The sequence below is a fragment of the Acinetobacter sp. WCHAc060006 genome (assembly GCF_004209135.1).
GTDB lineage: Bacteria > Pseudomonadota > Gammaproteobacteria > Pseudomonadales > Moraxellaceae > Acinetobacter > Acinetobacter cumulans.
Genome location: NZ_SGSS01000088.1, coordinates 1 through 887 on the forward strand (window position 1 = coordinate 1; position 887 = coordinate 887).

General features: G+C 36.6%; 1 protein-coding gene. It reads right to left on the reverse strand.

The genetic code is table 11. The annotated features are described in order from the left end of the window. Positions 1 to 27: 27 nt before the first annotated feature. Positions 28 to 870, reverse strand: a complete 843-nt coding sequence (locus EXE29_RS17300; protein WP_002002480.1) for a carbapenem-hydrolyzing class D beta-lactamase OXA-58 — start codon at positions 868 to 870, stop codon at positions 28 to 30. Positions 871 to 887: the final 17 nt, after the last annotated feature.

Consider the following 887-nt stretch of genomic DNA (forward strand, 5'->3'; position numbering starts at 1 on the left):
AATAGATTAACCTCAAACTTCTAATTCTTATAAATAATGAAAAACACCCAACTTATCTAGCACATCTAAAGACAATTGTTTACGTAGAGCAATATCATCACCAGCTTTCATTTGCATATTTAAAGCAAATGCCACCACTTGCCCATCTGCCTTTTCAACAAAACCCACATACCAACCCACTTGCGGGTCTACAGCCATTCCCCAGCCACTTTTAGCATATAGACGATTCTCCCCTCTGCGCTCTACATACAACATCTCTTTCACTTGTTGCTGAACTTCAGGTTTAAAAGGCAATTGCCCTTGGGCTAAATCATACACAAACTTTACTTCTTGTATAGGTGTAATTGTCAAAGGCCCTTTCAACCAAAATTGATCAACTTCCGTGCCTATTTGCATATTGCCATAACCAATACGTTGCAATTCACTTTGCATTAAGCTTGGACCAATACGACGTGCCAATTCTTGATATACAGGCACTGTAGATGCTTGCATGGCTTCGCCCAAAGTAAAATCTTTGTCCCATGCTTTAAAAAAACGTGGCTTTCCATCCCACTTAAATATTTCTGTAGATGTTGCTTTATGATTTTCTAAACCAATTAGTGCATTGGCAATTTTAAATGTAGATGCAGGAATATAAGCTGTTTTTGCTCGGTCTAAATGCGTGCCATATTTTTTAATATTTTGACCATCATATGTGACAAACACAGCATCAGCTGAGATTTCATTAAAAAGCGCTTGAACATTCTGATCGATGATTGAGTTATTCACTTGTGGAATTGTACTTGTTTTTGCTCGACTCATACTATGCTCAGCACAAGCCCCAATACTTATGCTTAAGCAAACTAAACTCAATATTTTTAATAATTTCATGATATACAACTTTAAAA

Coding starts and splice junctions, on each gene's coding strand:
- EXE29_RS17300 (WP_002002480.1), bottom strand. CDS start 870: ATGAAATTATTAAAAATATTGAGTTTAGTTTGCTTAAGCATAAGTATT.